Annotated in this window: 20 protein-coding genes; 7 read left to right on the forward strand and 13 right to left on the reverse strand. The window is 64.9% G+C overall.

The window, feature by feature from the left end; translation table 11 throughout:
* Nucleotides 1-2 precede the first annotated feature (2 nt).
* Entirely contained in the window at nucleotides 3-965 is a 963-nt protein-coding gene (gene lpxK, locus QP803_RS01310) for a tetraacyldisaccharide 4'-kinase (protein ID WP_284945878.1), read from the forward strand.
* Nucleotides 965-1939 carry an adenosylcobinamide-phosphate synthase CbiB gene (cbiB, locus tag QP803_RS01315; RefSeq protein ID WP_434082906.1) on the forward strand — a complete coding sequence of 325 codons (975 nt, stop codon included), beginning with the start codon at nucleotides 965-967 and terminating at the stop codon, nucleotides 1937-1939. The genes lpxK and cbiB overlap by 1 nt, the downstream gene beginning before the upstream one ends.
* Here the strand turns inward: cbiB and mbfA are convergent.
* Both mbfA and purH read right to left on the reverse strand, forming a co-directional pair.
* Nucleotides 1923-2879 (reverse strand): iron exporter MbfA, encoded by a 957-nt coding sequence (gene mbfA, locus QP803_RS01320; RefSeq protein ID WP_284945880.1) that lies wholly within the window; start codon nucleotides 2877-2879, stop codon nucleotides 1923-1925. The genes cbiB and mbfA overlap by 17 nt on opposite strands.
* A 113-nt stretch (nucleotides 2880-2992) precedes the next feature.
* The gene (gene purH / locus QP803_RS01325; RefSeq protein ID WP_284945881.1) at nucleotides 2993-4564 is read right to left on the reverse strand and encodes a bifunctional phosphoribosylaminoimidazolecarboxamide formyltransferase/IMP cyclohydrolase; all 1572 of its coding nucleotides are present in this window, start codon (nucleotides 4562-4564) and stop codon (nucleotides 2993-2995) included.
* 124 nt (nucleotides 4565-4688) lie between these two features.
* Here purH and QP803_RS23935 point away from each other — a divergent pair, with 124 nt between their 5' ends.
* A complete protein-coding gene (locus tag QP803_RS23935) occupies nucleotides 4689-4919 on the forward strand; it encodes an AbrB/MazE/SpoVT family DNA-binding domain-containing protein (RefSeq protein WP_350356054.1) in 231 nt (76 codons plus the stop codon).
* Complete coding sequence (locus tag QP803_RS01330; protein WP_284945882.1) at nucleotides 4909-5313, forward strand: PIN domain-containing protein; 405 nt, start codon at nucleotides 4909-4911, stop codon at nucleotides 5311-5313. Before QP803_RS23935 ends, QP803_RS01330 begins: the two co-directional genes overlap by 11 nt.
* Here the strand turns inward: QP803_RS01330 and QP803_RS01335 are convergent.
* The 4 genes from QP803_RS01335 to QP803_RS01350 all read right to left on the reverse strand — a co-directional run bounded on the left by QP803_RS01335 (nucleotide 5297) and on the right by QP803_RS01350 (nucleotide 9348).
* Entirely contained in the window at nucleotides 5297-6415 is a 1119-nt protein-coding gene (locus tag QP803_RS01335) for a glycosyltransferase family 4 protein (protein ID WP_284945883.1), read from the reverse strand. The two genes, QP803_RS01330 and QP803_RS01335, sit on opposite strands and share 17 nt — an antisense overlap.
* A 46-nt stretch (nucleotides 6416-6461) precedes the next feature.
* A complete protein-coding gene (locus QP803_RS01340; RefSeq protein WP_284945884.1) occupies nucleotides 6462-8063 on the reverse strand; it encodes a heparinase II/III family protein in 1602 nt (533 codons plus the stop codon).
* Between the two features lie 140 nt (nucleotides 8064-8203).
* Nucleotides 8204-8737 carry an RNA 2',3'-cyclic phosphodiesterase gene (gene thpR, locus QP803_RS01345; protein WP_284945885.1) on the reverse strand — a complete coding sequence of 178 codons (534 nt, stop codon included), beginning with the start codon at nucleotides 8735-8737 and terminating at the stop codon, nucleotides 8204-8206.
* A complete protein-coding gene (locus QP803_RS01350) occupies nucleotides 8734-9348 on the reverse strand; it encodes an arylesterase (RefSeq protein WP_284945886.1) in 615 nt (204 codons plus the stop codon). The genes thpR and QP803_RS01350 overlap by 4 nt, the downstream gene beginning before the upstream one ends.
* A gap of 85 nt (nucleotides 9349-9433) precedes the next feature.
* Here QP803_RS01350 and QP803_RS01355 point away from each other — a divergent pair, with 85 nt between their 5' ends.
* Nucleotides 9434-10132, forward strand: coding sequence for an ABC transporter ATP-binding protein (locus QP803_RS01355; RefSeq protein WP_284945887.1), 699 nt, complete (start codon nucleotides 9434-9436; stop codon nucleotides 10130-10132).
* Complete coding sequence (locus QP803_RS01360) at nucleotides 10132-12642, forward strand: ABC transporter permease (RefSeq protein ID WP_284947796.1); 2511 nt, start codon at nucleotides 10132-10134, stop codon at nucleotides 12640-12642. Before QP803_RS01355 ends, QP803_RS01360 begins: the two co-directional genes overlap by 1 nt.
* Before the next feature lie 7 nt (nucleotides 12643-12649).
* Here the strand turns inward: QP803_RS01360 and QP803_RS01365 are convergent, their stop codons facing one another.
* From QP803_RS01365 to QP803_RS01390, 6 genes are all read right to left on the reverse strand, one after another.
* On the reverse strand, nucleotides 12650-13312 hold the full coding sequence (locus tag QP803_RS01365; protein WP_284945888.1) for a sulfite oxidase-like oxidoreductase: 663 nt from the start codon (nucleotides 13310-13312) through the stop codon (nucleotides 12650-12652).
* A gap of 5 nt (nucleotides 13313-13317) precedes the next feature.
* Nucleotides 13318-13674, reverse strand: coding sequence for an HVO_A0114 family putative DNA-binding protein (locus QP803_RS01370; RefSeq protein WP_284945889.1), 357 nt, complete (start codon nucleotides 13672-13674; stop codon nucleotides 13318-13320).
* Nucleotides 13671-13964: a toxin-antitoxin system TumE family protein gene (locus QP803_RS01375; protein ID WP_284945890.1), complete on the reverse strand. Its 294-nt coding sequence runs from the start codon at nucleotides 13962-13964 to the stop codon at nucleotides 13671-13673. Before QP803_RS01375 ends, QP803_RS01370 begins: the two co-directional genes overlap by 4 nt.
* 80 nt (nucleotides 13965-14044) lie before the next feature.
* Entirely contained in the window at nucleotides 14045-15226 is a 1182-nt protein-coding gene (locus QP803_RS01380) for a TauD/TfdA family dioxygenase (RefSeq protein ID WP_284945891.1), read from the reverse strand.
* Complete coding sequence (locus tag QP803_RS01385) at nucleotides 15223-16341, reverse strand: TauD/TfdA family dioxygenase (RefSeq protein ID WP_284945892.1); 1119 nt, start codon at nucleotides 16339-16341, stop codon at nucleotides 15223-15225. The genes QP803_RS01380 and QP803_RS01385 overlap by 4 nt, the downstream gene beginning before the upstream one ends.
* Nucleotides 16342-16414: 73 nt before the next feature.
* The gene (locus QP803_RS01390) at nucleotides 16415-17047 is read right to left on the reverse strand and encodes a DapH/DapD/GlmU-related protein (RefSeq protein ID WP_284947797.1); all 633 of its coding nucleotides are present in this window, start codon (nucleotides 17045-17047) and stop codon (nucleotides 16415-16417) included.
* Nucleotides 17048-17219: 172 nt separating this feature from the next.
* Between QP803_RS01390 and glgX the strand changes: the two genes are divergently transcribed.
* Nucleotides 17220-19337: a glycogen debranching protein GlgX gene (gene glgX, locus QP803_RS01395; protein ID WP_284945893.1), complete on the forward strand. Its 2118-nt coding sequence runs from the start codon at nucleotides 17220-17222 to the stop codon at nucleotides 19335-19337.
* Nucleotides 19338-19403: 66 nt separating this feature from the next.
* Here the strand turns inward: glgX and QP803_RS01400 are convergent, their stop codons facing one another.
* Complete coding sequence (locus QP803_RS01400; RefSeq protein ID WP_284945894.1) at nucleotides 19404-19793, reverse strand: hypothetical protein; 390 nt, start codon at nucleotides 19791-19793, stop codon at nucleotides 19404-19406.
* Nucleotides 19794-20162: the final 369 nt, after the last annotated feature.

A 20162-nucleotide genomic window follows, 5' to 3' on the forward strand; every position in this document is an offset into this window, starting at 1 on the left:
CGATGCGGGCGCCCGCCTTCTGGGCGGAGGACGGCCTGCTGCCCCGCCTGATGGCGCCGCTGGGCGGCGTGACCGCTTGGCTGACGGCACGGCGCATCGCCAAACCCGGCTTCCGGGCGCCGGTGCCGGTGTTCTGCTGCGGCAATCCGGGCGTGGGCGGGGCCGGTAAGACCACACTTGCCCTCGATCTGCTGCGCCGCCTGCAAGACCGGGGCGCTTCGCCGCATGCGTTGCTGCGCGGCTATGGCGGCACTGAGCGCGGCCCGCTGCGCGTCCAGCCCACCCTCCACGATGCCCGACTGGTCGGCGATGAGGCGCTGTTGCTCGCCGCAGTCGCGCCGACCTGGGTTTCGGCCGATCGGGCCACGGGGGCGCGTGCGGCGACCGAAGCCGGTGCCGGGGCGATCGTCATGGATGACGGGTTGCAGAATCCGGGCCTGGTGAAGGATTGCAGCTTCCTTGTCATTGATGGCGGCGCGGGCTTCGGCAATGGCCATCTTCTCCCCGCCGGACCGCTGCGCGAGCCGGTGGCTCTGGCAGCCGGGCGCTGTCAGGCGGCCGTGCTGATCGGCGCGGACGCGCATGATGCGCTGTGCCATTTGCCGCCAGGGCTGCCGGTGCTGCGGGCGAGTTTGGTGCCCGAGGTCGGGCATCTCGATCTCAGCGGGCAGTATGTTGCCTTCGCCGGGATCGGCCGACCCGAAAAATTCTTCACCGGACTGCGCGCGGCGGGGCTGGTGCTGAGCGAGACGCGCGCCTTTCCGGATCATCACCGGCTGTCGTTGGCGGAGCTTGCCAGCCTACGCGCGGCCGCCGCCGCGCGCGGCGCGACGCTGCTCACGACCCCCAAGGACCAGGTGCGGCTGCCGCTGGCCGACCGCGCGGGCATCGCCGTCGCGGGTGTCGCCCTGGCCTGGGAGGATGAGGTCGCGCTGGACGCTCTGCTCGGCCGTTTCCTGCCATGATGGCCCCGCTGCTGACGACCCTCGTCGCCCTGCTCGTGGAGGCGGCGCTCGGCTATCCCGATTGGCTGTTTCGCATCCTCAGCCATCCCGTCGTCTGGATCGGCGCGCTGATCGGTTGGCTCGACCGGCGACTGAACCTTGCGGCTCTATCCGACAGGCATCGCCGGCTGCGGGGAATCATCGCGCTCGTGTTCCTCATCGGCGTGGTGTTTCTGGTCTGCACGCTGATCCAGATCGCCGCCCTGATCTGGTTCGGCCGTGTCGTCGCCATGGTGATTTTGGCGATCCTGGCATCGAGTCTGCTCGCCCAACGCAGCCTTTACATCCATGTCGCGGCGGTCGCCGAAGGGCTGGAGCAGCGGGGCCTTGCCGGGGGTCGCGCCGCCGTCTCGCAGATCGTCGGCCGCAATCCCGCAAACCTCGACAAGGCGGGGGTCGCCCGCGCCGCGATCGAAAGTCTGGCGGAGAACTTCTCCGACGGTGTGGTGGCGCCCGCCTTCTGGGGCGCGCTGCTGGGCCTGCCGGGCATGGCCGCCTACAAGGCCGCGAATACGGCGGACAGCATGATCGGCCACCGCACGCCGCGCCATCAGGCCTTCGGCTGGGCCGCCGCGCGCTTCGACGATGTCATCAACCTGCCGGCCTCACGCCTCGCGGCGCTGTTCATTCTTGTCGCGGCCGCCCTTCGCCGTGAGGATTGGCGCGGCGCCGCGCGGGCAATTCGTCGCGACGCAGGTCATCACCGTTCCCCCAATGCCGGCTGGCCGGAGGCCGCGATGGCCGGTGCGCTGGGCCTGCGGCTGGCCGGCCCGCGCGTCTATGGTGAGACCCGCGTCGAGGACGGCTGGATGGGCAATGGCCGCGCCGAGGCGACGGCCGCCGATATCCGCCGCGCGCTGGGGTTGTATCGGCTCGCCTGCGGTGTGGAACTGGCGGTGATCGCCCTCGCGGCCTCGGTCAGCTATTTCCGATGAGGACGCCGGTCGCGAAGACCAGGGCGCCGCCGAAGGCCACCTGAAGCGTCGCGGCCAAGGGCGGCGTGTCCATGTATTTCCAGCGGATCCAGCTGATTGCCGCCAGTTCCACCAGCACGACGCAAATGGCCACGGCGACTGCCGTGCGGAAATCGTGGATGAGAAACGGCAGGCTGTGACCGAGGCCGCCGATCGTCGTCATCAATCCGCAGACCAGGCCGCGCACCACCGGCGAGCCGCGGCCAGTGAGGCTGCCATTGTCCGACAGGGCTTCGGCAAACGCCATCGAGATGCCGGCGCCGAGGGAGGCGGAGATGCCGACGAGGAAGGCGTCCCAACTATGGCCCGTCGCAAAGGCCGAGGCGAAGAGCGGCGCCAGTGTTGAGACCGAGCCATCCATCAATCCCGCGAGACCGGGCTGGACGAAGCGCAGCAGCAGGTTGCGGCGCCCGGTCTCCGCCTCGTCCAGCAACTCATGTGCGCCGAGGTTCTTTTCGACCAGTTGATCGGCCTTATTCTCATGCGTGCTCTCGGCAAGCGCGAGATCGCCAAGGAGCTTGCGGATGGAGGCGTCCTGGCTGCGCGCGGCGGCGCGGCTGTAGAACTGCTCCGCCTCGATTTCCATCGCCTGCATATGCTGCCGCGCCGTGGCGACACTGAGCGGGCGGATTTGCCAGACCGGCTTGCGCGTCATGAATCCGCGCACATCCTGTCGGCGCACCAGCGGAATATGTTCGCCGAATTTCTCTTGATACAGTGTTAGAAGATCGCGCCTGTGGCCGCTTTCCTCCTCCGCCATCTCCATGAAGACGCGGGCGCTGGCGGGAAAATCCTGCCTCAGGCCTTCAGCGAAGTCGATATAGATGCGCCCGTCTTCCTCCTCGTTGCCAATCGCCAAGGCGAGGATTTCGCGTTCCGTCAGATCAGAAAAGTTCCGCATGTCCTTATTTTGACGATCGGAAGCGGAACGATCAAGTCGGTTTCGTAACGATGCGACTGGGTCGCAATTGCATCGGCTTGAGCAGACAACTCAACCGATGGCAGGCTGAGCGATCAATGGCGGAAGTGGCGCATCCCGGTCATGACCATGGCGATGCCGGCGGCATCGGCCGCCGCGATCACCTCGCTGTCGCGCATCGACCCGCCGGGCTGGATGACCGCCGTCGCGCCGGCCGCGATGATCGTCTCCAGCCCATCCGCGAAGGGGAAGAAGGCGTCGGAGGCGGCGACGCTGCCCTGCGTCAGCGGCGCCGGCAGGCCGGCGGCCTTCGCGGCTTCGGTGGCCTTCCAGGCGGCGATGCGCGCGCTGTCCACGCGGCTCATCTGCCCGGCGCCGATGCCGACGGTCGCCGAACCCTTGGCATAGATGATGGCGTTGGACTTGACGTGCTTGGCGACGCGGAACGCGAAGATGAGGTCGATCACTTCAGCTTCGGTCGGCGCGCGCTTGGTCACGATCTGGAGGTCGGCGGCGGTGATCCGCCCGGCATCGCGGTCCTGCACCAGGAATCCGCCTGACAGGGTCCGGAGGGTCAGGGCCTTGGCCGCCGGGTCAGGCAGTCCGCCGGTCAGCAAAAGGCGGAGGTTCTTCTTGCCCGCGAGAATGGCCTGCGCCTCAGCCGTCGCGTCGGGGGCGACGATGACCTCGGTGAAGATGGTGGCGATCTTGGCGGCGGTCTCGGCGTCCAGCGTGCCGTTGAGTGCCACGATACCGCCGAAGGCGCTGACCGGGTCGCAGGCGAGGGCCGCATCCCAGGCCCCAGCGAAGGTGGCGGCAGAGGCGACGCCGCAGGGATTGGCGTGCTTGACGATGACGACGGTGGGACCCGCAAATTCGGCCACACATTCGAAGGCGGCGTCGGTATCGTTGAGGTTGTTGTAGGAGAGTTCCTTGCCCTGGGCCTGCCGGGCGGTGGCGACGCCAGGGCGGCTGTCCGTCACATAGAAGGCGGCGGTCTGGTGCGGATTCTCGCCATAGCGCAGCGTCTGCCGCAGCCGGCCGCTGATCGCGAAGCGGTCGGGGAAGCTTTCTTGCCGCTCGGCGGCGAACCAGGCGGCGATGGCGGCGTCATAGGCGGCGGTGCGGGCATAGGCCTCGCCTGCCAGGCGGCGACGCAGCGCGATGTCAGTGCCGCCGGCGGCGAGGGCTTCCGCCACTTGGGTGTATTGTGCGGGATCGGTGAGCACGGCCACGAAGTCGTGGTTCTTGGCGGCGGCGCGGATCATGGCGGGGCCACCGATGTCGATATTCTCGACCGTCGTCTCGGCGTCCGCGCCGCGCGCGACCGTCTCCTCGAAGGGATAGAGGGTCACGGCGACCAGATCGATCGGGGCGATGCTGTGCTCGGCCATCTGCGCCATATGCGCGGGCAGGTCACGCCGGGCGAGGATGCCGCCATGGATTTGCGGCACCAGGGTTTTCACCCGGCCGTCCATGATTTCGGGGAAGCCGGTGTGGTCGGACACTTCAACCACCGCGATGCCGGCGTCACGGAGCGCGCGGGCAGTACCGCCGGTCGAGAGGATCTCCGCGCCTGCCGCCACCAGGGCCTGCGCGAAGGCAATGAGGCCGGTCTTGTCCGAGACCGAGATCAAGGCGCGGCAGACGGGAACGAGGTCGGTCATGGCGGGCTCTCCAGCGGATGGGGCGGAGATAGGGCGCCCTCGCACGGCGCGTCCAGAGCGAAGGACGTGGAATTTGGGCGTGGAGAAGCATACAAGAGTTGTCTAGTAGCGATGGGGGCCCGGTATGCACGTTCGAAAATCCGCCGGTGGGCTTGCGGTTGATCTGCCGGTGAGCGTCGTCGAAAGACTTGGCCTCAAAGAAGGTGATGCCGTCGAGATTGAGGTCGGCGACGACCAAACCCTCCGCGTCTCGCTTCAGGACGAACGTGGCCTAGCCATAGCGGAATTACGCGCGCGCGCGACACCGCTTCCTCCTGACTATAGGTTCAATCGTGACGAGGCGAATGAGCGCTGAGGTCTTCTTCGACACCAACATACTCGTTTACGCGACAACCATTGACGATCCTCGGGCGGGCTTAGCCCTCGCTTGGCTTCGGCGTGGCGGTGTTATCAGCGCGCAGGTGCTCAATGAGTTCACGAACGTCTCCCATCGTAAGTTAGCTCGGCCTTGGTCACGAATTCGAGCCGATCTGGCTTCTTTTGATACAATTGTGCCCGGAGCGAGGCCGGTCGGCTTTTCGACCCATCGTTTGGCGCTGACCATCGCGGAGCGAGACGGAGTTGCATTCTACGACGCGCTGATCATCGCGGCGGCCCTTGAAGCCGAGTGCTCGACATTACTGTCAGAGGATATGCAACATGGTCGCGTTATCGAGGGGAACCTAACGATCCTCAACCCGTTCCGTTAAGGGCTGTCAGCAGATCCAGCGTTCGGGCAATGATGCGCGGCTCGTCGAAGCGAACCCTCGCACGCGCCATGCCGGCGGCGCCCATCGCCGCACGGAGCGCGGGATCGCGGACAAGCGTGGTCAACGCATCGCCAAGGGGTTCAATCGAACGCGGCGGCACCAGAAAGCCCGTCTCGCCCTGCACCACCTGCTCGCGCGGGCCGCGAATGTCGGTCGCGACCACCGGCAGGCCGGTCAGCATCGCCTCAATGACCGACATCGGCAGCCCCTCGAAATGGCTTGGCAACGCAAAGATATCGGCCGCCGCCAGAACCGCCGCCGTATCCTCCCGATAGCCCAGCCGCCGCAGACGGGGCCCGAGGCCACTCGCGACAAAATAGGTTTCGAGATCTTCGCCGTGATCGGAGGCGAGGCGGTCCCCCACCACCCATAGCTCCGCGTCCGGCACGGCCGCCATGGCGGCCAGCAATTCGGGATGGCCTTTGTGACGGACTAGGCGCGAGACGATGACGACCACCACACGATCGTCTGGCACGCCGAGAGTTGCGCGCATGCGCGCGCGCGCTTCCGGATCGGGGTGAAACAGTGCAGGGTCACGGCCATTGCCGATGGCGATCGGGTTGCGGGCGATGTGAAGGCGCTTGGCGTCGGCCGCCTCTTCCTCCGACACCGTCATGAACAGGTCGGTGATCTGGCCGGCCGATAGCTCCATCGCCAGGGACGCCGCGCGGCGCGGCCAGGGGCTCGGCTGGTTGAACAGGAAGCCGTGGCAGGTATAGGCGACGCGGGGCACGCCGGCGGCCTTCGCCGCCATCCGGCCGAGGAAGCCGCTGATCGGCATATGAGCATGGACGAGATCGGGTTTTTCGGTTCGCAGAAAGCGCACGAGGCCCGCGAAGGCCCGCGCCTGGGCAACCGGGGAGGCACTGCGCGGCAGCGGCAGCGTCACGATGCGAAACCCTTCCGCCCTCAAGGGCGCCAGCAATGGGCCTTCGGGGCAGACGCCGACCATCTCATGGCCACGGGCACGGCCTTCCCGCAGCAGCGGCGCCAGGAAATGGCGCATCGCGAAGTCGGTGTTCGTGATTTCGACTATTTTCAACCGCTACACGAACTGTGATTGGACGACACCACCATAGCCGGCAGCGTCAGCCGACCTTGGTGATCGCCCATTTGACCTGCTGCACCTCACCGGCATCGCAGGACAGCACGATCTGCTCGGTCCGGCGCGGCTCGGTGCCGCCCATGTAGATGCTTTCCTCCAGCGTGACCTGCGCGCCCTCGGCCCGAAAGCGCCAGCCGGCGCCGCCCGGAAGACGCAGCAACGCCGCCTCTCCGTCCTGCTGCAAGCTCGCCTGCACGGTCGGGTGGAGATGGAACCGGATCGTGAAGGCCTGCGGCGTCGCCGCCTCCACCACATCCTCACCGCGAATATCGTCCCCGCTTTCGGCGACATAGAGGCGCCGGCGATGCAGGGCGCCGAGCGGCTTCAGCCAGCCGTCATGGCTCGCTTCCAGCCAATGGGCACCACTGGCTTCCTGGCGCTGCACCTCGACCCGCTCCGGCCGGCGACCCAGGCCCTCGGGCTTGATCTCGGACGAACTCATATCGCCAATGATGAGCGTCGAGTGGGCGGCCGTGGCGCGCAGGGCATCGCGCCACTCGCTCATCGCCGCTGGTGCCGCGCCGCAATTGACGATCAGCCGGTCACGCCCGATCGACAGCTCGAACGAGAGCGTTCCGGCATGGGCATTGGCATCGAGCCCGGGCGGCGGTGGCGCGCCGGTATCCAGCAACAGCACGCTGCGCCCGGCCTGAAGGCGGTGGAACCCACCCTCGACCAATTGGCTCGGCGCGCGGGCGGCGCGGCCCGCCTGGGTCAGGACGAGATCGACGAGGCTGGAGGTTTCTTCCTTGGTGCCGTTGAACAACGCGAGGCCGCCATCGCCATGGCGCAGCATCCGCAATGCGACAGCGAGCTTTTCGATCGACGGCCCAAGGCCCGCCGGCGGGGTTGCCTGCGCCGCCTGGAGCAAGGCGCGGATCTCCGTCAAGTCCTGCAAGGCGGCGAGGTGGCTCGCGGGGCTGCGCTCGATATGGCTGCCGTCGGGCAGAATCTGCCGGTTCAGTTCCTGCGGCAGGAAACGCAGCGCGCGGGTGAGGAAAGACCCCTGGTCGGGGAGCGCCACGGCCGCCGCGACGAGACCCTTGAGCGCGGTGAGGGCGCGGGCCTGGCCTTCCTCGGCGGGAAGGGCCGCCGCGAGGGCGCGCGCATCCCCCACCAGCCGGCCCATGAGGCGCTGACGAAAGGCGTCATCGGCGCTGGCGGCGAAGAAATCGTAATGGCCGAGCCAGGCGGCGATTCGCGCGCCCATGACATCCGGGCGCGAGGCGACGGCATCGAGCTGAGAGGCGGCGATCCATTCCGACACCAGCATCCGCGCCCGCTGCCGGGCGGCATCGGTGCCGAGGGCGCGCAGGTCGCGCAGCCAGGTGAAACTATGGGCGGCGGCGCGCAGCACGGCGGAGCCCGAGGAGTCGTTCCAGCCCCCCGGCTGCAAAACCCGCACCGAGTTGCCGGCTGTCAACTCACCCTTGAGGAGCCGCGCACCGAGGGTGGGATCGCCGGGCCAGAGGTCACGCACCGGCAGCGTGGGCGCATCCGGCACCCGCGACATCCGCAGACTGGGCAGCCGTGCGAAGGTCTGGCGGACGCCGCGCATCCAGCCGCCGGACTCACGTCCGCTCATAGACCCGCTCGCGGATCACAGGCGTGGCAGGGCACCGCGAGGGCGGACTCGGACGACAAACGAATGCGGGAGGCGCGAACAGGCATGAAGCCTTCTAGACAGCGTGATGCCCGTTGCACAAGCGTTGGAAAACACTTGCATCAGGATAAGGCGTACTCGCTTTCCGCCGTATAGACGGAACCATCATGACCAAGCTGCGAACTAAAGAGCGTAAAATGCTCGACCTGGAACGGCTCCGCCCGCAGCAGATTGTTCGTCTGAATGAAGCTGGCGATTTTCTCGTTCGCCGGCTGGTCCGTGCGGGCGAGCGTGATGTGCGGTACGAATCGCCGCCGCTCTGGCTCCAGCCCGGCGCGTTGCAGCGCGGTTTCGATCTTGGCTTGAAGATGATCGAGTTGGGGGTTGCGCTCGACACCCGCCCAGAGGGCGGTGACGCGGCCGGCTTTCTCGAAGAGCCCGACGCCCGCGATCGTCAGCGGAAAGCTGCGTGCCTTGACCGCGAGCAAGGCGAGATCGACGTCTTCTGCGCGAAACGGAGGGATTTCGCCGATGAAGCGCAGCGTCAGATGGAGATTCTCGCGGCGCATCCAGCGCATGCCATAGAGGCCGGTGGTGAGGCCGGCGAGCCGGTCCCGCAGCGACCAGGGAAGGTCGATGGCCGCGAAGAGTCTCATCCCTGCCCGGCCTTCGGCAGATCTTTCATCTGGGCTTGGGCTTGGGCCACGAGCGTGAGAATGATCGGGGTCAGCCGCGCGACTTCGATATCGACGCCCGCCGCATTGGGATGCAGGCCGTCCGCCTGGGCGAGATCGGGGTGGCCGACGAGTCCCTCCAAAAAGAAGGGGTCGTAGATCAGGCCAGGGCGCCGTCCGAGATCGGTGAAAACTGCCGTGAACTGGTCACCGTATTCCGTGCCTAGGTTCGGCGGCGCGATCATGCCGCTCAACAGAACCGGAATATGCTTGGCCTGAAAGGTGTCGAGGATATGCGTGAGATTAGCCCGCATCTGCTTCGGGTCCAGGGCGCGCAGACCGTCATTGCCGCCGAGTTCGACCAGCGCCGCATCGACCTCTCCGCCGCCGAGCGCCCAGTCGAGCCGGGCGGCGGCATCCGCCGTCGTATCGCCCGAGACGGCGGCATCGACCAGCACCACATCGGCGCCCTTGGCCTTGAGCGCGGCGGCAAGCTTGGCCTGAAAGCCCTCCTCGGCCGGCAGCCCGTAGCCCGCCGTGAGAGAATCGCCGAGCACAAGCAGACGGACGGGTGCGGCGACGGCATGCCTCATGAAAAAAGAAACCCCGGCAATGAGGGTGAGTGTCATGAGAAACGCGCGGTGCCTATGCCTCACGCCATCCCTATATGTGCGCTGCATGACCGACGATCTCCCCCAGGCTGCGGCGCCGCGCGCGCCGATCATCAGGATACGCGATCTCACACTTAGCATTCCCGCCGCCGCAGGTCCGGTCAATATCCTCCGGGGCATCGATCTGGACGTCGAAGCCGGGGAGCGGATCGGCATCGTGGGTCCCTCGGGCTCGGGCAAGACCAGCCTGCTCATGCTGCTGGCGGGGCTGGAGCGGGCGAGTTCCGGCAGCATCACCGTCGCGGGCGAGGACCTCGGCCCGATGGACGAGGACGCGCGGGCGAGGTTCCGCAGGCGGAACCTTGGCATCGTGTTCCAGTCCTTCCACCTGATCCCGACGATGACGGCGCAGGAGAACGTCGCCGTGCCGCTGGAACTGGCGGCGCGCGCGGATGCGGCGCGAGTGGCGGCCGAGGCGCTGGGCCGTGTCGGCCTCGGGCATCGGTTGACGCATCGGCCATCCCAGCTGTCCGGCGGCGAGCAACAGCGTGTGGCCCTCGCGCGCGCCTTCGCCCCAGCGCCGCGCCTGCTGCTGGCGGATGAGCCGACCGGCAATCTGGACGGTGACACTGGCCGGCTGGTGATGGATCTACTGTTCGATCTCTGCGGCCAGGGCGGCGCCACGCTACTGCTGATCACCCATGATCCGGCGCTCGCGGCGCGCTGCGATCGCGGCGTGACGATCAAGAACGGCTTGCTCGTTTGATGCGTCTCGCCTGGCGGCTGGCGCTGCGGGATCTGCGCGGCGGCACCCGCGGCCTGATCATCGTGCTGCTGTGCCTCGGTGTCGGCGTCGCCTCCATCGCCGGCATCGGTTCCCTGCGCGCCTCTTTGGGCCAGGGGCTGGCCGAGCATAGCAGGGCCATCCTCGGCGGCGATCTCGCCCTGTCCACCAGTCTTGGGCCCTTTCCGCCCGCGCTGCGGGACTGGTTCATGGCGCGGGGCGCGCGGGTGTCGGAAACCGTGGAGACACGATCGATCCTGGTGGCGCCGTCCGGCCGCCGGTTGCTGGCCGCCGCCAAGGCGGTGAGCCCGAACTGGCCGCTATTGGGCACGGTTACTAGCGCGCCGGCCGGGCAATTCCCGACGCTCGGCCAAGGGCGTGGATTGTTGCTGGACCCGACTGCGGCGCAGACGCTGAAGCTGGTGCCGGGCGATGCCATCACACTCGGCGGCACCAAGCTGGTCTATCGCGGCACCATCATCGATTCGCCCGACAGCATCGGCGACAGCCGGCTGTTCGGCGTGAAGGCCTTCGTGGCTCTGCCGGCTCTGGCGGGCACGCCGCTCATCATGCCGGGCGGGTTGGTGACCTTCAATCTGCAGGCGGCCTTGGCGCCCGGCGCTTCCGTGCCCGCGACCATCGCTGCACTCAAGGTAAAATTCCCGCAAGCGGTGTGGCGGGTCCGCACGACGGGGGAGGCAGCGCCGGATCTGTCCCGCTTCGTCGATCAGGCGGCACTGTTCATGACGCTGCTCGGCCTTGCCGCGCTGCTGGTCGGCGGCATCGGCGTCGCCAATGGCGTCGAGGCCTGGCTCGCCGGGCGCGCGCGGAGCATCGCGACGCTGCGCTGCCTCGGCGCCTCCGCCCGGATGGTCACGACTGTCCACGCTCTGCAACTGGCCATCCTCGGCATTCCCGGCATCGGGATCGGTCTGGCGATTGGCGCGGTCTTGCCGGTGCTGGTTCTGCCGATCTTGCGGGGCAAGCTGCCGGTGCCCGACCACATCGGGCTCTATGCGCAGCCGTTGGTGCTGGCGGCTGGCTTCGGCCTGTTGGTGGGGGTGGTCTTCGCCATGCGGCCGCTGCGCCGGGCGGCGGCCATTTCAGGCGCCGCGCTATTCCGCGCCGCCGCCTTGCCGGGCCGCGTCCCCTGGAGTTTGGGCGCCGCCTTCGCGGAACTGCTGTGCATCGCGGCCCTGATCGCCCTCGCGGCGGCGTCCGTGCCGCGCCCCTCCCTCGCCATCGGATTCTGTCTCGGGTCGATCGGCACGCTGCTGCTGTTGCGCGGCATCGCCTGGCTGGTGCAGCGCGCCTTGCCATGGCTGCCGGCCTCGGGAAACGTGGCCATATCGCTCGCTCTGAGACGCCTGCACGGTCCCGGTTCGCCCTTGCCGCTGATGCTGATGTCGGCGGGGGCAGGGCTCACGGTGCTGGTGGCGGTGGCTGAAATCCGCGCCAATCTGCTCGCCGAATTCACCAGCCAATTGCCCAGCGCGGCGCCCAGCTTCTACTTCATCGACATCCAGCCGCCCGATCTTCCGAAGTTCGAGGCGGTGGTGAAATCCTCGGGCGCGGCCCATGACCTGCACGAACTGCCAAGCCTGCGGGCGCGGATCGTGGCAGTGAATGGCGTGCCGACGGCAGATTTTCATGCCGAGGGCCAGAACGGTTGGCCGCTGCGGGGCGATACCGGCCTCACCTATGCCGCCACGCCGCCGCCGGGCACCAAATTGACCGCCGGCACCTGGTGGCCCGCCGATTACCGTGGGCCGCCGGAAGTGTCCTTCGACGCGCGCATCGCCAAGGCCTGGGGGCTGAAACTCGGTGACAGCCTCAGCGTCAGCGTTTTGGGGCGGCGGTTCGACCTGCGCATTGCCAATCTGCGCGATATCCGCTGGCAGTCGCTGCAACTGAACTTCCTGCTCATTGGCACGCCCGATCCCTTTGCCGGCGCACCGCATACGGTGATCGCGACGGTGAAGGCCGATCCGGGCCACGAGGGCACTGTCCTGGCAGCGGTGACCGATGCGCTGCCCGGCGTGACCGGCATCGATGTCGGTCAGGTCTTGGCGGCGTTGAGCCGGCTGCTCGGCCAGATCGGCACGGCGGTCAGCCTCGTCGGGCTGGTGGCTTTGCTTGCGGGCGGTTTGGTGCTGGTGAGCGCCATCGCCGCAGAGCGCGAGCGGCGCATTGCCGAGGCGGTGGTGCTGAAGACGCTGGGCGCGACCCGCGCGCAGATCCGGCTCGCCTGGCTGACGGAATTCGCTGTCGCCGGCGGTATTGCGGGTCTCGCGGCCGCCATCCTAGGCGATGTGGCGGCGGCCTTGGCCATCCGGCAGGTCTTTCATACCGATTGGCAGTTTCTGCCGGGGATCATGCTGCTGACGGTGGCACTGAGCATTCTGGGCATGATCGCGCTGGGCTTCGTCTCGACCGAGCGGGCGTTGCGCCAGCCGGCGGCGCCACGCCTGCGGCTGGAGAATGGGACGTAATCCTCAATCAGCCGTAACGTTCCTCGCGCCAGGGGTCGCCACGGTTGTGGTAGCCGCGATCTTCCCAGAAGCCGGCTTCGTCCTCAGCCATGAATTCGATCGCCCGCAGCCACTTGGCGCTCTTCCACAAATACAAATGCGGCAGGATGAGCCGGACGGGGCCGCCATGCTCCCGCGTGAGAGGCAGTTCCTCCCAGGCATGGGCGAGAAGCGCGCCGGGCGCCGCGAAATCCTCGATTGCCAGGTTCGTGGTGTAGCCGTCCGAGGCGTAGAGCATCACAAATCGTGCCGTCGTTTCGGGCGCAACGACGTCGAGCAGATGCCGCGTCGAGACGCCTCGGAAGCTGTTGTCGTAGCGGGACCATGTGGTGACGCAATGGATGTCGGACACCTCATCCGTTTGCGGCGCGTTTTGAAACGCTGCCCAATCCCAGACGATCGGATGTGCGACGAGGCCGGTGACGCGCAGGGTCCAGGTGCGAGGATCGATCTCGGGCTGCTCACCGAGATCGAGAACCGGCCAGTCCTTGACCAGATGCTGGCCGGGCGGTAGGCGGCTTCGTGCAGGATCTGACACTTGCCCGACGAGGCCACGACCGTCCTTCGCCCAGCGCTGCTTGGTCCGCGTTAGCTTGCTGTCTTCGGGTGGGTCTTGCGGCGGATCCTGCATGGCGCCTAAAGCGCCATTCGCATCTGAACGTCGAAGGCGTCGTAGTCAGCGCGGAGACCGTCCTTGTCGCGGTCTAGAAGCCCGGCTGCCTCCAGAGCTTCCACATCCTCGTGGACGCGCCGATAATCACGGCCGAGCGCCTGGGCGAGCATTCGGATGTTCTTCGCAGGCGTCCGGTGAAGGTGCTTCAGAAGCTCGACTCGCTTCGGGGACAAGACCCGCACCATCGTGTCCCAGCTTTCGAAGGAGATGTGCTTTTCATCGACGGCCTGGCCGCGTCCCATCCGGTTCCAGGCGTCGATCGCCCGGGCGCCAACATCCTCCAGACTGTCACCGACGTGGATTTGAAGATCCTTGGTCATGCTCGGTCTCCTCTCAGCCTTCGGACATCCGACAGAAAGTCGGCGATCAAAGTCTCGATATCCTCGAACGCGTAGGTCTCTTCTCGCTCGCCGTAATGCCGATGATCGCCTTTGCCGCGCTCATTGTCATAAAGCACAAGGCGTTCGCCAGGGCGGCCGTAGAAGCAGCTGTATTTGAAGCGATGCTCCGAAGGCGGAACGGGTTCCGGAACCTCAAAAACGCGAATGCGCAGAATATGGCCATCCTCGAAAAGGCGGATCGTATCCGATGCCCTTTTCGCCTTCGGCACGCTCGGTCACCGCGATGCTATCGTAAAATGGTACAATGTCGGATGAGTCGCGTCCAGAGATTTATGGCTTCAAATGCCATTTATGCCCCAAGCTCGCGTTCCAGCACCCGGATGCGGGAGCGCAACTCATCCCGATCGACATAGACGCCCTGAAGATGGCGGTTGCCACTCATGGGGTCGAAGGCGCGGCGGGCATGCAGCACACGCCGATTGTCGAAAACCCACATGTCCCCGGGTGCGAGCTTGCGCTCGACCCGAAAGCGCGCGTCGCGGCTCATGCTTTGGAACAGCCGCAGCGCGCGATACAGCCCCGGCATGATGTCTGTCGGCGCGTCGATCGGACCACGCAGGAAATTTGCGAAACGCACTTCGCTGAAATGCCCCTCGCCGTCTCGCGAAATGAGCGGGCCGGACCACCGATAATCGGTGCGGCTGTCGCGATTCCAGAACTCCATGGGCGTATCGGTCAGCATCGCGAGTTCGGCCGGCGCTTCCTGCGCCATGGCATCGGCGATGGCGAATCCATCGACGAAGATGCTTTCCCCTCCGGTCGTCTCATTGACCAGGCAATGCAGAAATTGCACCCCCGGCTGCAATTCACGGGTGGGCAGATCTGTATGCGGCGGCAGGTTGACGGCGGTGTAGGCGGAACTGTCCGGGTTCGGCTTCGAGGCGACGTTGAAGACGGTGCCGAAATTCGTCTCCCGAATATGGGAGATGCGATGTGCAACACCCAGCAGCGTCTTCGGCTCCGTCGGCACGCCCTGGATAAGGGTCAGGCCGATGTCGCGGACCGCGACCAGCCAGCGCAATAGTTCGCCGTCATCTGACATGACGCTGTCATAGGCGAAGGTGGGCAGCACATCCGCCCGCGCCGCGCCCCATAGCACGGGGCTGGGACTGGCGCTGCGACGCTCGGCGCGCCTTGCGTCATCATAGGCATTGATGCGCAGCCAACCGGAGTCATAGCGGCTGCGATGACCATCCGACCACAGCACGAGGAGCGCCTTTTCGGCGTCGAGTTCCGTTTCCTGCACCGCGAGGGTGTCGGGTGCATCGACGATTTCAAAAGTCTGCTCGCGTGTGCTGGCAAGATAACAGGCGGCACAACTGCAATTGTCGCGCAGCCAGAAGCGATCATAGGGGCTTTGCCGCCCGTCGCTCCAGGTGAGGTGGATGGTATCCGCTGTCGATGACACGGTGGCGATCGTTTCGGCGGTTTGGAAGATTCGCCAATCGGCAATCTGCTCCACAGCGCTCATGATGCCAGTTCCTTCGATGTGGTCTGCGTGCGTAGGACGCTGCGACGGCTTTGTACGACGTCACGGTCCATGTAGCATTGGCGCATATGGCGCGAACCCGTTTCCAGCCGATAGGCGGTGCGGCCGTGGAACAGCCGGTAGTTGTCCATCATCATGAGGTCACCCGGTTCCAGCTTGAAGGTGAGCGTCAGGGCTGAGTCTTTTTGAATGAGGCTGTAGAACGCCTGTCTGGCGCGATAGAAGGCATCGAGTTCGGCGACCGGCGCGGGCGCGACATTTTCGGTGCGATTCGAGTAGCGCGTCCGAACGATGCGGCCGAGATCATCCAGCTCGATCAGGCTGCCGCGATTTTCGAGTACGGTATCGGCATCCGCATAGCGGAATTTCACCTCCGTGCGCGTTAGGGATGCGAAAGCAGCAGGGTCCTGTTCCTTGAGGTGTTTCGCGGCATGGAAACCATCGACAACTGTTGATGAGCCACCCACCGCATCGTTGATCAGGCAGTGCAAAAGAATGTAGCCGGGGATCGGATTGCGATAGGGATTGTCACTGTGCGGCTCCAGATGGCGCGGCGTCATTGTCAGGTCATAGGCATTGGCGATGGCCTTCACATCCGCGAGGCCGCCCCAATTGGTCTGCCGGATCGGTCCGATGAGGGCAGCGAAATCGAGTGCGCCATCCATCTCAACCGGGACGCCGCGCACCACCGCGAAGCCATGGGCATGCAGCGTGTCCAGGAACGCGGCCAAAGCCGTGTCGGAGCGGCGCAGAGTGTCGAAGTCCATGAACGGCAGCGGGTTGAGGCCGCTATCCCAGAGGATGATGTCATCGGTGAAATCGTCCTCCGCGCGGTCTTGTGACCCCGCAAACCAGGCCAGTGGCACGGCCGCCTCAAACCCATCGGAGAAGACGAGCGATACCTGCCCATCGGCGAGGTGGGCATCCGTGATCGTGAGGTCGAGCGGCAGCTCCGCCGCCTCTATCAACCGCTGCCCCGTCGTCGGATCGGTGATCCGGGGGTCGGGCAGGCGCTCGCGTAGCCAAATCGGATGACGCGTCAGGCGCTGACCGTCCGGCAAGACAAGATCGAGCGACCCGCCCGCGCAACTCAACATCTCCGCGTTCTCCCGATCGATCGACGCCATGATCGGGAGGATGGCAGTTTCCGATGCGCGCCGCGAGAGGGGTTTAGGCGGCGGTGTCCCAGCGGGCGCAGAAGGCCTCGATATCGCCGGACTGGAAGTCGGGGAGGCGCGCCATGATGGTCTCGAAAGGCCAGTCCCACCAGGCAATCCGCAGCAGCCGCGCCGTGATCTCGCGGCTGAAGCGTTCGCGGATCGGGCGTCCAGGCACGCCGCCGACGATCGTATAGGGTGCCACATCCCGTGTGACGACGGCGCCGGCGGCGAGCACCGCGCCGGTGCCGACGGTGACGCCGGGCAACACGATCACGGCATGGCCGATCCAGACATCATGACCGATGATCACGCGGTCCCCGCGCCGGTTCGCGAAAAATGTCTCATCGCGATGCGCGTCGGCGGAATAATATTCCGGGCAATAGGTGAAGCGGTGCAGGCTCGGCCGATCCATCGGATGGTTGGGCGGCCCGATGCGCACTTGCGCCGCGATGGCCGAAAATTTTCCGATTTCGGTGTCGGCAACGCTGCAATTGGGGCCGAGATAGGAATAGTCGCCAAGCGCTGCATATTCGATGGCTGTCCCCTCAAGCACCTCGCAGGAGGTTCCGATCCGCGCTTCCCTCAGCGTAACACTTGGATGGATGAAGGTTTCGGCGAGTTTCGGCTTCGGCCGATCATGCATATCCACGGTGTCGGCCTCTGTCGTTCAGCACGGACAAAGACTTAGCACAAGGCGGTCTCAGCCGTAAGACGGATGCCCAGGCCATGCTCCTTGTTCGGCCTGACGAGGCTCCCATATTTTGGTCTCAATTCATTCTAGCGTCATTGGAAATCCATCAGTGTCGAGCACAACCATGCCGCGTCTTCGCGAAGGCCTTCCGCACCCGCGTGGTGCAACCTGGACGGGGGAAGGCGTCAATTTCTGCTTGTTCTCAGCCAATGCGACGAAGGTCGAGGTCTGCCTTTTCGATTCCGATGGCAAGACCGAATTAGAACGCATCGAACTGCCCGAATATACAGATCAAATCTTTCATGGCTGGATCGAAGGCATTGGGCCAGGACAGGTTTATGGCTACCGCGTTCACGGTCCGTACGAGCCGGAAAACGGCCACCGCTTCAATCCCAATAAACTGCTGCTCGACCCCTATGCGAAGGCGCATATCGGCGAGTTGGAGTGGAATCCGGCGATCTTCGGCTATCAAATGGAAACCGGCGACGACACCACCTATGACGAGCGCGATAGTGCGCCCTTCATGCCGAAATGCGTCGTCATCGATCCCAATTTCGATTGGAAGGGTGAGCCCAATCGCAACCCGGTCGCATGGGATCATACCATCCTGTACGAAACGCATGTGAAGGGCTTCACCATGAAGCACCCGAAGGTGCCGGAAAAACTCCGCGGCACCTATGCCGGTCTGGGTCAGAAGCCCGTCGTCGACTATATCAAATCCCTCGGCGTGACCTCGGTAGAATTGCTGCCGATTCATAGCTTCATCAATGACAGTCAGCTTTTGGAGCGTGGCCTCAAGAACTATTGGGGTTACAACAGCATCGGCTTTTTCGCCCCCACGCCCCGCTATGCCTCCGACCGCGCGAACAGTCTGCGCGAGTTCAAGGAGATGGTGGCGAGCATCCATGATGGCGGTCTCGAAGTCATTCTCGACGTGGTCTATAATCATACCGCCGAAGGCAATGAACTCGGCCCAACCCTGTCCTTCAAGGGTATCGACAATGCCAATTACTATCGTCTCCTGCCGGACCAGAAACGCTATTACATCAACGATACCGGCACCGGAAACACGGTCAATCTCAGTCACCCGAAGGTCATTCAACTGGTGACCGACAGCCTGCGCTACTGGGTGACGGAGACGCATGTCGATGGCTTCCGCTTCGACCTTGGCACCATTCTGGCCCGTGAACCGAACGGTTTCGATGACCAGAGCGGCTTTCTCAAGGCCTGCGGACAGGACCCTTTGCTTAACTCGGTGAAGCTGATCGCCGAGCCTTGGGATATTGGGCCGGGTGGCTATCAGGTCGGTCAATTCCCGCCCGGATGGGCTGAGTGGAATGACAAGTTCCGCGATACTGTGCGCGACTTCTGGAAAGGCGAGGCCTCCGCCAACGCCTTGGCGCCGCGCCTTTGCGGCTCCGGCGATATGTTCGATCATGACGGGCGTCGCCCCTGGGCCTGCGTCAACTTCATCACCGCTCATGACGGCTTCACGCTGAACGACATCGTCACGTACAACGAGAAGCACAACGAGGCGAATGGCGAGGACGGTCGTGACGGAAGTTCCGACAACCGATCCTGGAATATGGGTGTGGAAGGTCCGACCGACGATGCGGACATCAATGCGCAGCGGGATCGCCAGATTCGGAATATGCTGACGACGCTGTTGCTGTCGCAAGGCACGCCGATGCTACTGGCCGGGGACGAGTTCGGTCGGACCCAGAATGGCAATAACAATGCCTATTGCCAGGACAGCGATATCAGCTGGGTCAATTGGGATATCGAGGAAAAAGGCCAGTCCCTGATTGCCTTCGTGCAGAAGCTGACCAAGCTGCGGCATGGCCATGCGATTCTGCGCCGCAACCTGTTCCTGCGTGGCGGCCATAATGAGGCGCTCGACCTCAAGGACGTCACCTGGATCAACGCTGCCGGCATCGAAATGGAAGATGAGCAGTGGCATGATGAGGGCATGCGCTGCTTCGGCATGCTGATCGATGGTCGCGCGCAGCCGTCCGGCATCAAAAAGCGCGGTGGCGATTCCACCATGCTGCTGGTCTTTAACGCTGCGGCAGACGGGGTGAATTTCACGCTACCGGAAAGCCCTGGCAGCGATGACTGGACCCTGCTGATCGACACCAATCAGCCGGAGCTTGATGAGGCCCCCTTCAAGACGGGTGAAGTGTATTTGGCGACGGGGCGGTCTGTTCTGCTCTTCGCCCATCCTCATCCAAACGAGGGTTAGGACCTTCACCGGTGGTCGCGCTCCGCGACCACCGGTGAACCATAAACTTCGTCGCGAGAGCAGCGGTCAATGTCCGCCGCCGCCATCGCCGCCATCACTGCTATCTCCGCCACCGATATCGCTGTCGTCGCCATCAGGCCCAAACCCTGTGCGGAAGACGCCCCTCGGGCCGGATACGAGCTGCCCGATGCCTAAGCCCAGCAAGGTCGCGCCGCCGATATCGCCTTCCAGTGCGGGCAGGCAAGAATGAATCACCACACCTTCAAGATAAAGCAGCCCGATCGTCAATCCGATCAGGGGCAGCATTGCCAAGCCTGTCGTCGGAAGATGAAACTTTCGTTTCAAAATTACGGCGAAACGCAAAATGAACTTGAAATATAGCGCGGCGATCAGCGCCGCCCCGGCGCAATAGAGGCTTGCTTGCGTTATCATTGCGTCACGATCATCGTCATCCAAAGGTCGATGGCATGGCTGCCGAAGGCGACAGTAGGCCGTGCGTACGGCCGCCAAGAAGCCGCTTTCGGTAAAGCGTCCTATAACCACAAATCGTCGCCTCTCAGTCGATTGGCTCTATGACGATATAGGGCGCCGCCGGCCAAGGATGGGGGACAGAGGCTCCAAATCGGGCAGAAACGGCTGCGATAGCGCAAAATGTATACAAAATATCGCCGCGATACCCGGAGCTCTCCGATTCCTAGGATGGCATGAACTATGCATCGGAAGCATTCAGGAATTTTGTATGCATGGCGGCAGCGGTGCATCGGTGTAGTGGATGGAGGATTGCCTTTTTGATGCGGACATCGGCCCGAGACCCGCGGCGTGGAT

Origin of the sequence: Acidisoma sp. PAMC 29798, assembly GCF_030252425.1 — a bacterium.
In the GTDB taxonomy this organism is placed as follows: domain Bacteria; phylum Pseudomonadota; class Alphaproteobacteria; order Acetobacterales; family Acetobacteraceae; genus Acidisoma; species Acidisoma cladoniae.

Excerpts from the sequence above, each read along its gene's own strand:
- QP803_RS01380 (WP_284945891.1), bottom strand. The coding sequence starts at position 15,226 with ATGAGCGCTGTGGAGCAGATTGCCGATTGGCGAATCTTCCAAACCGCC.
- QP803_RS01350 (WP_284945886.1), bottom strand. The coding sequence starts at position 9,348 with ATGAGGCATGCCGTCGCCGCACCCGTCCGTCTGCTTGTGCTCGGCGAT.
- QP803_RS01365 (WP_284945888.1), bottom strand. The coding sequence starts at position 13,312 with ATGCAGGATCCGCCGCAAGACCCACCCGAAGACAGCAAGCTAACGCGG.
- cbiB (WP_434082906.1), top strand. The coding sequence starts at position 965 with ATGGCCCCGCTGCTGACGACCCTCGTCGCCCTGCTCGTGGAGGCGGCG.
- QP803_RS01390 (WP_284947797.1), bottom strand. The coding sequence starts at position 17,047 with ATGCATGATCGGCCGAAGCCGAAACTCGCCGAAACCTTCATCCATCCA.
- mbfA (WP_284945880.1), bottom strand. The coding sequence starts at position 2,879 with ATGCGGAACTTTTCTGATCTGACGGAACGCGAAATCCTCGCCTTGGCG.
- QP803_RS01330 (WP_284945882.1), top strand. The coding sequence starts at position 4,909 with ATGAGCGCTGAGGTCTTCTTCGACACCAACATACTCGTTTACGCGACA.
- lpxK (WP_284945878.1), top strand. The coding sequence starts at position 3 with ATGCGGGCGCCCGCCTTCTGGGCGGAGGACGGCCTGCTGCCCCGCCTG.
- QP803_RS01355 (WP_284945887.1), top strand. The coding sequence starts at position 9,434 with ATGACCGACGATCTCCCCCAGGCTGCGGCGCCGCGCGCGCCGATCATC.
- thpR (WP_284945885.1), bottom strand. The coding sequence starts at position 8,737 with ATGAGACTCTTCGCGGCCATCGACCTTCCCTGGTCGCTGCGGGACCGG.
- QP803_RS01360 (WP_284947796.1), top strand. The coding sequence starts at position 10,132 with ATGCGTCTCGCCTGGCGGCTGGCGCTGCGGGATCTGCGCGGCGGCACC.
- QP803_RS01385 (WP_284945892.1), bottom strand. The coding sequence starts at position 16,341 with ATGTTGAGTTGCGCGGGCGGGTCGCTCGATCTTGTCTTGCCGGACGGT.
- QP803_RS01340 (WP_284945884.1), bottom strand. The coding sequence starts at position 8,063 with ATGAGCGGACGTGAGTCCGGCGGCTGGATGCGCGGCGTCCGCCAGACC.
- glgX (WP_284945893.1), top strand. The coding sequence starts at position 17,220 with ATGCCGCGTCTTCGCGAAGGCCTTCCGCACCCGCGTGGTGCAACCTGG.
- QP803_RS01370 (WP_284945889.1), bottom strand. The coding sequence starts at position 13,674 with ATGACCAAGGATCTTCAAATCCACGTCGGTGACAGTCTGGAGGATGTT.
- QP803_RS23935 (WP_350356054.1), top strand. The coding sequence starts at position 4,689 with ATGCACGTTCGAAAATCCGCCGGTGGGCTTGCGGTTGATCTGCCGGTG.
- purH (WP_284945881.1), bottom strand. The coding sequence starts at position 4,564 with ATGACCGACCTCGTTCCCGTCTGCCGCGCCTTGATCTCGGTCTCGGAC.